This window comes from Limnofasciculus baicalensis BBK-W-15 (assembly GCF_024178385.1).
Taxonomy (GTDB): Bacteria; Cyanobacteriota; Cyanobacteriia; order Cyanobacteriales; family Coleofasciculaceae; genus Limnofasciculus; species Limnofasciculus baicalensis.
The window spans coordinates 1-7,022 of record NZ_JAMZMM010000328.1; the positions used below are offsets into that span (position 1 = coordinate 1).

8 protein-coding genes and 1 pseudogene are annotated in these 7,022 nt (G+C 43.4%); 6 read left to right on the forward strand and 3 right to left on the reverse strand.

The window, feature by feature from the left end; all coding sequences use genetic code 11:
* Nucleotides 1–6 precede the first annotated feature (6 nt).
* Both NJ959_RS23410 and thrB read right to left on the reverse strand, forming a co-directional pair.
* The gene (locus tag NJ959_RS23410) at nt 7–531 is read right to left on the reverse strand and encodes a pentapeptide repeat-containing protein (RefSeq protein ID WP_254014158.1); all 525 of its coding nucleotides are present in this window, start codon (nt 529–531) and stop codon (nt 7–9) included.
* Between the two features lie 432 nt (nt 532–963).
* Complete coding sequence (thrB, locus tag NJ959_RS23415; RefSeq protein ID WP_254014159.1) at nt 964–1,908, reverse strand: homoserine kinase; 945 nt, start codon at nt 1,906–1,908, stop codon at nt 964–966.
* A 127-nt stretch (nt 1,909–2,035) separates the two neighbouring features.
* Between thrB and NJ959_RS23420 the strand changes: the two genes are divergently transcribed.
* The 6 genes and pseudogenes from NJ959_RS23420 (at nt 2,036) to NJ959_RS23445 (ending at nt 5,933) form a co-directional block, all read left to right on the forward strand.
* Nucleotides 2,036–2,329: a type II toxin-antitoxin system HigB family toxin gene (locus NJ959_RS23420; protein WP_254014160.1), complete on the forward strand. Its 294-nt coding sequence runs from the start codon at nt 2,036–2,038 to the stop codon at nt 2,327–2,329.
* A 14-nt stretch (nt 2,330–2,343) separates the two neighbouring features.
* Nucleotides 2,344–2,721: a helix-turn-helix domain-containing protein gene (locus tag NJ959_RS23425; protein WP_254014161.1), complete on the forward strand. Its 378-nt coding sequence runs from the start codon at nt 2,344–2,346 to the stop codon at nt 2,719–2,721.
* Nucleotides 2,722–2,836: 115 nt separating this feature from the next.
* Complete coding sequence (locus tag NJ959_RS23430) at nt 2,837–3,304, forward strand: GNAT family N-acetyltransferase (RefSeq protein WP_254014162.1); 468 nt, start codon at nt 2,837–2,839, stop codon at nt 3,302–3,304.
* A gap of 180 nt (nt 3,305–3,484) precedes the next feature.
* Nucleotides 3,485–3,841, forward strand: a pseudogene (locus tag NJ959_RS23435) (DNA adenine methylase); the annotation flags it as partial.
* 148 nt (nt 3,842–3,989) lie between these two features.
* Nucleotides 3,990–4,991, forward strand: coding sequence for a hypothetical protein (locus NJ959_RS23440; protein WP_254014164.1), 1,002 nt, complete (start codon nt 3,990–3,992; stop codon nt 4,989–4,991).
* Nucleotides 4,992–5,027: 36 nt separating this feature from the next.
* On the forward strand, nt 5,028–5,933 hold the full coding sequence (locus NJ959_RS23445) for an S-4TM family putative pore-forming effector (protein WP_254014165.1): 906 nt from the start codon (nt 5,028–5,030) through the stop codon (nt 5,931–5,933).
* Nucleotides 5,934–6,459: 526 nt separating this feature from the next.
* Here NJ959_RS23445 and NJ959_RS23450 read toward each other — a convergent pair.
* The coding region (locus NJ959_RS23450; protein WP_254014166.1) for a hypothetical protein at nt 6,460–7,022 on the reverse strand (563 nt) is incomplete at its 5' end.

Genomic DNA, 7,022 nt, shown 5'->3' on the forward strand with positions numbered 1-7,022 from the left:
CCCATTTCACATTCTGGAAATGATCGCCCCCTTGAGAATAGCCCCATTCAGGTTAGCCCCACTGAAGTTAGCCTTACTGATATCAGTATTTCTGAGAATCGCTCCTCTGAAAATAGCCCCGCTGAGATTTGCACCTGTCAAGTCTGACTCGCTGAGGTTTGCACCCGTCAAGTCACACCCACTCAGATTAGCCCCACTGAGATCCGCATTTCTCAAGAAAGCTGACACGAGATTAGCATCAATCAAAATCGCTTCCCTCAGATTAGCGTGATGACATATCGCCTCCTGAAGGTTTGCCCGACTTAGATTAGCTCGACTTAGATCCGCTCGACTCAAATTAGCCCTAGTTAGGTTGAACCCACTAAGGTTAAACTCTTTAAGATTAGAGCCACTGAGGTCAACCCGACTGAAGTTTGTCGCCAAACGCTTATTATCGCTGCGATTCCTATCTAAAACTAGATTTTGCAATCTCCATTGATTCCAACTATCTACCCCTTGCTTTAGTAAAACGATATTTTGAGTATTTGCCACCGAATACGACTCCTTGAAGTGCAGCTACATCTAATGGACCTGTTTGTTGATATTTGTCTTTAATTGATCCTTGTCCTCCACGCAGGTAAAGAGGACTTTTATTGGGAGTCAGTAAAATAGCTTATTACCAATTTATGACAAGGAGTTCATGGGGATAAGAATTCCGCAGAAAATGAAGATAGATAGTTTTGTTCAAATCATTTAAGAACCCTTATAGATAAATTGATCTGCTAGTGATTGACTTTCTCAGCCTGAACATGTATAGGACTTACGCAAAGCCTCTCTCTCTGTAGGGTGCGTTATGGGATAGCTAACGCACCATTATTACTATATGTAATGTCGCTGCGTAAGTCCTGATGTATATAGAAAGATGAAAAGATTTGACTAAACCAAGGAGGCTTTTCCAGCAACTAGCCCCTAGCCAGAAAGCCTCTATCCCCCAGTCGAGATCGCACTTTTCGTTCCTTGCCAATCAATAGAAAGCGATCGCACTTCGGCGGTAATTCCCACCTTAGCCCAAGCTTGCGCCATCGCACTAGCAACGGCTTCTGCCTGAATGACATTAACCAGTGCAATCAAAGTTGGACCAGCCCCACTAATGGCCATACCCAATGCGCCCTCCCGTAAGGCGGCGGCGCGGAGATCCTCATAACCAGAAATCAAGGATTGGCGATAGGGTTGATGGAACTTATCTTGGAGGGCACTACGCAACCAATCTTCCCTTCCGGTTTCCAAGCCGCGCAAGAGTAAACCCAAATGAGCCACATTAAAAATAGCATCAGCCCGACTAAACTCTTTGGGTAGCACGGCTCTTGCTTCTTGGGTAGAAAGTTCAAAATCGGGAATAGCCAAAACAGGTATGATGCGATCGTGCCAGGGAATATCACAAATTTCCCATCCCCCATCCTCAGTAGTTGCTGCCAAACGACAGCCTCCAAGTAATGCAGGAACCACATTATCTGGATGCCCTTCAATTGCGATCGCTAATTTCATCAACTCCCCCCTCTCCAGAGGTTCCCCTGCCATCAGATTAGCACCCACAAGTCCCCCCACAATGGCAGTAGCGGAACTACCCAATCCCCTCGCTAAAGGCACACCCAGTTCAATATCAATTTTTACAGGTGGCGGTGTCAGATCCAAGTGGTGATAAACTTTCAAAAAGGCTTGGTAGACAAGATTCTCAGCGCTTGTATCAACCCGTGCAGCTTCCGCACCCGTGACGGCGATATGCACCACTTCTGTTTCCTCCCCTTTGTCGATCGGAGTAAATTTGAACTGGTTATATAGTGTTAAAGCCGCCCCAATGCAATCAAACCCTGGTCCGAGATTAGCCGTAGTGCCAGGAACAGTAACAGTAATAGTCGAAATAACAGACATCCGCAATCCCTAAAATCAGTAACCCACTTTATCTATTTTCCGCCCATAAGGTGAATCTAGGGAATGGGGATAGAATCTCTTCAAGCGCCTCTTGTTCCCGTTTTGGGAGCAAGCTATTATAAATGCTATGCGTATTTTGTCCCGCAGCACCCTACGAAACTTCTGGGAAACTCATCCAGATGCCGAAGAAGCACTGAAAACTTGGTACTATGAAGCCTCTCACGCCGATTGGCAGAATCCAGCCGATGTTAAGACTGCACATCGTAATGCCAGCATCATTGCGAACAATCGTGTCGTGTTCAACATCAAAGGCAATACCTATCGGCTGATTGTCGCCATCCGTTATGACATCGGCATTATTTTTATCCGCTTTATTGACACTCATCCCGAGTATGACAAGGTGGATGCAGAAACAATCTAAACAGAGATTGATATATGGAAATACGTCCAATTAGAACCCAAACCGACTATCAAGAAGCCCTTCAAGAGATTGAGTTGCTATTTAATGCAGCCCCTAATACACCGGAGTCCGATCGACTAGATGTACTTAGTACCTTAGTCGAAGCTTACGAGAAGGCGCACTTTCCGATTGAAATACCCGATCCAATCGAAGCCATTCAATACTACATCGACACCCGTGGATGGTCTCGTCGCGATTTAGAATCATGTATTGGCAGTCGAGCTAGAGTGTCTGAGATATTATCTCGCAAACGCTCCTTGACCTTGGAAATGATTCGCAAGCTGAATCAAGAGTTAGGAATTCCCGCTGAGATTCTCATCCAGCCCTATCAATCAATACAAACCCCCGCCTAATAATAGAACACGATTCCAACAACAGCACAGTAAACTGAGAGCAACCCCATTAGCCCCAGTTTACCTATGACGTTATCTCGCTTCGTTACTAAACGTTCCCTTACTGAAATCTACGATGATTCGATTGACTACGCCCGATGACACGACTGCGTTGATTGCTTTGGCAGAAGCAACTGGCCTGTTCGAGCCAAACCAAACCGAGGATCTCGCTCAAATACTAGATCAGTACTTCCGTGGCGAAACTGAAAACCAAGACTTGTGGTTTACCGACGACGAAAATGGACCAGTGGGCGTGGCCTACGTTGCACCGGAGCGGATGACAGATCGGACATGGAACCTGTATCTAATCGCCGTACACCCTGAGCGCCAGAGACAAGGGCGCGGCAAGGCTCTGCTGCGGTACGTTGAGCAGATCCTGGCGGAGCGTGGTGAACGGATACTGCTAGTTGAAACATCGGGGGTGGAGAACTTCGAGTATGTTCGGGCGTTCTACCGACAGAGTGGTTACGAGGAGGAAGCCCGTATTCGTGAGTTTTACAAGGCGGGCGATGACAAGATCGTTTTCCGAAAGGCTCTGAGCTAGCTTCTGGCATAAAGATACAGCTTCGTTTCTGAGTTGGAACAGAGATCGAGCGCCCAACTCCCAAAGCAATAAACAGCGATCGCAATTTCGATTTCTTTTTCACAACAATTTATACATCTGTCTCCCAAGCATCGTAGAGTCGTGATAAACTGCTGCAAGATCGTTTGTTCTTGTGTGGCGATGGCAAATCTACCTCATTTCATTCAATATCAAGGTAGTAAGAGAAATTTAACAAAGCACATCCTCCAGTTTCTTCCCAAGAAGATCAACAGGTTGGTAGAGCCTTTTGCTGGGACTGCTGCAATTAGCGTTGTTACATCTGCAAATCACATTGCCCAGACTTTTTGGCTGAACGATCTGAATAAGCCTCTAATTGAACTATTGGAACTAGCGATAGAAACCCCGAATGAAATAGCAGATTTTTATTCAGAATTATGGAATGAACAAAATGCTGATTCCTTAGCTCATTATTTTGAAATTAGGTCAATTTTTAATAAAACTAACGATCCAAAATTATTCCTTTACTTGCTAGCACGATGAGAGGTACGGTTATCCCTACTTCTAGATAGTACTCTTGTACTAATCTGAGGGCTAGAATTTCAAAAAGCACTGCATTTAGGCTAACAAATTTGAGTCGAACACTAAATGTGGAGTAGCCTTTGAGTCCTCATACAACTGGAGAAATATGGTTAAAACGGTTAACGAAGCCTTCCGCGTTTTCTTGAGAGATTATGTAAACCTTGATCCAGACGAGACTCAGCAAGCTAGAGAGAGCCGAGACTGGCTATTGTCTCAAATTCATCTGTTTCCCGACAAAGACGCGAACTTTCCAAGGTTGTACTCGAAGAAAGACATATCCTTTGGTTCTTTTGCCAGACGTACTAAAAAGAGGCCGCTTGATGATATTGACATGATGATTGCTCTGAGTGCTGAAGGCGGGGTTTATCACGAGTTTACGGATAGAATTGAGATTTACGTCAATGAGTCTGCTTATCAGTTAAAAGCACTCTGCTTTGACAATACAAACACTCTCAGTTCTCGAAAAGTCATCAACAAGTTCATCAGCTTGCTCAACCAAGTTCCACAGTATGAAAAAGCCGACATCAAACGCAATATGGAGGCTGCAACTCTTAACTTAAGGAGCTATCCTTGGACATTTGACCTTGTGCCTTGCTTTTTCACAACTAAAAACCAGTTTAATAGAGATTACTACTTAATTCCCGACGGTCAGGGAGATTGGAAAAAGACCGATCCAAGAATTGATAGAAATCGAGTCACCGATATTAATCAGCGTCACGATGGCAACGTGCTGAATATTATCAGGTTGATGAAATATTGGAATAAAAGACCAACTATGCCGTCAATGTCCTCATATCTGATTGAGAACATGATTCTAGACTTCTACTCCACACAGTATACAAAAGCATCTGGATATGTAGATTTAGAAGTCCCTAAAGTGTTGCAATATATCCAGACTTCGGTTTTCCATCCAGTCAACGATCCCAAAGGAATTCAAGGTAACATTAATCAACTGAGTCTTGAAGATCAAGATAAAATTTCTAAGAGAGCATATTTTGATTATTTAAGGTCGTTAGAAGCCAGAGCGTTAGAAGAGAAAGGTAATCGCAAGCTATCTATTGCAAAGTGGAGTCAGATCTTTGGATTAAATTTTCCGACCTATACTTGATCTGCTATCTCAAATTCAAGAACGAGATGAGTATCCATGAATAACATTCCTCAAGAACAAAATACTCAACGGAGCTTAGAGCTATTAGCCGCACAACGTCAACTGTATTCTGACGCGAAAAACTTACAAATGGTCAGTGTAATCATGAGCGTTCCGGTAGTGATTGTGTGGTCAATTCTAATTGCTCTATTTCCTCTACTCGCTGTTTATGCTGCTTTATGGGGTATCATTGCTGCGCTCCTAGAACTTCTTGTCTTCTCACGGTTGCAAAAATCTACTCAGGAGAAAGCGGCAAAGATTCAGCAGATATTTGATTGTGAAGTTCTACAGTTCAATTGGGCAAGTCTAAACTGTGGCATCCGTGTTGAGCCAGAGACAATTATTGATGCTTATAATAGGTACAAGCGTAAAAATCGAAACATCACAAAGATCCAGAATTGGTATCCAGTTATTGTTGATCAATTGCCAATTCACCAAGCACGAATCATCTGTCAAAGATCGAATGTTTGGTGGGATGCCCAATTACGTCGCCGTTATTCTAAATGGATAGTTTTCATCTTATTTACTTTAATAGTTATTGTTCTTCTGATTGGTTTAATTGGAGGTTTGACCCTTGAAAAATTCCTATTAGCTGTTCTAGCACCACTAACTCCAGCCTTTGTCTTTAGCTTGCGTCAATATACTGAACATAACGAAGCTGCTGTCAGACTGGATCGGTTGAGAGAAAAAGCAGAGGCTCTCGTCCAGGAAATAATCAATCGAAGGTATACTCCGCAAGACCTTGAGAGAGAATCAGATCGTCTGCAAACACAGATTTATGATAACCGTCGGCGCAGTCCACTAATTTTGGACTGGCTTTATTCACGACTGAGGAACGAAGATGAGGAAAAGATGAATAAAGGTGCTGAATCTTTAGTTCAAGAATTAAGTCAAAACCCTTAGTCCAGTCGATCTCGGCGCGGCATAACAAATCGTTGTCGCGGCGGAATGGAGATGGTCGGTGGTGATGCCCAGGTTATCTGCCGTCGCTGAACTCAGCCGTTAGACCTTCTCTTGGGAAAAAAAGACTTTTTGGCAACTTTTGCAGCCATCGCACCCAATTACCAATTTTCCAAAATCGTGCAACAGTAGCAGATACCGATCGAATTTAATTCCATTAGACATCTCCAAAATATAATCTCAAACCCTTACCCTGTCTAGCTCAAAACCTAATTTCTGGAGATGTCTATTAATGATCGTGGATCAGTATTGTAGCAACAGGCATGGAAAAATAGTATTTTTTTCTGTAAAGTGCCCTATTTTTACATGGAAGCAGCTACAAGTCTTGTAGATTCGTTGTTGAATACCAGACTTCTAGGCTAATTTTTCAGGATGTTGGTAGCTTAAAAAGCTTATCCTGTCAAGCTTTTATCGATAGTTGTCACCCCGCTAGGGGGCGATCGCACCGGAATCTTCCGGCATAGTCATATCAGTTTAAATTGAAGTTGTCAGGACGTGGGGGAAAATTCAATTCGGTTTTGACAAGCCAGCGATCGATGATTTGATAAATTTGGTGGATCTGTTGACTGGAATAGCCATTTGCCAACATCCAACTTTCAAACGGATTAGCGCCAGATGAAATATATTGCAATATTGCCTCAAATTCTGATTCTGATATGCCGTAAGTCATTAGAAAATCAGCTTGATTCGTGGGAATAATACCATCAGCCATTAGTTGCATAATTGGGCGTTGATTTTCTTGCACTAGAACTAATAAAAACTCACGAATCTCGCTTTGGCGATCGACAGTTAAACGGCGTTCCTTCATTTGCCGATTAAGTTGAAGTTGGACGCGACTGATACCACCACTAGTCAACCAACTTCTCATATCATCAATCGCGCTTGATGTGGGGCGAAATCGAGGGGATATTTCGTCTTTACTAATTATATTGGAAGTCAGTAAATGCCTTCGGCACCGCAATTCCCACAACAGCACGGTAAAATCAAAACAACCAAGCTTGTCACCCCATCCGCTCTCCCCCTCCTCCCCAG

Coding starts and splice junctions, on each gene's coding strand:
- thrB (WP_254014159.1), bottom strand. CDS start 1,908: ATGTCTGTTATTTCGACTATTACTGTTACTGTTCCTGGCACTACGGCT.
- NJ959_RS23420 (WP_254014160.1), top strand. CDS start 2,036: ATGCGTATTTTGTCCCGCAGCACCCTACGAAACTTCTGGGAAACTCAT.
- NJ959_RS23425 (WP_254014161.1), top strand. CDS start 2,344: ATGGAAATACGTCCAATTAGAACCCAAACCGACTATCAAGAAGCCCTT.
- NJ959_RS23430 (WP_254014162.1), top strand. CDS start 2,837: ATGATTCGATTGACTACGCCCGATGACACGACTGCGTTGATTGCTTTG.
- NJ959_RS23440 (WP_254014164.1), top strand. CDS start 3,990: ATGGTTAAAACGGTTAACGAAGCCTTCCGCGTTTTCTTGAGAGATTAT.
- NJ959_RS23445 (WP_254014165.1), top strand. CDS start 5,028: ATGAATAACATTCCTCAAGAACAAAATACTCAACGGAGCTTAGAGCTA.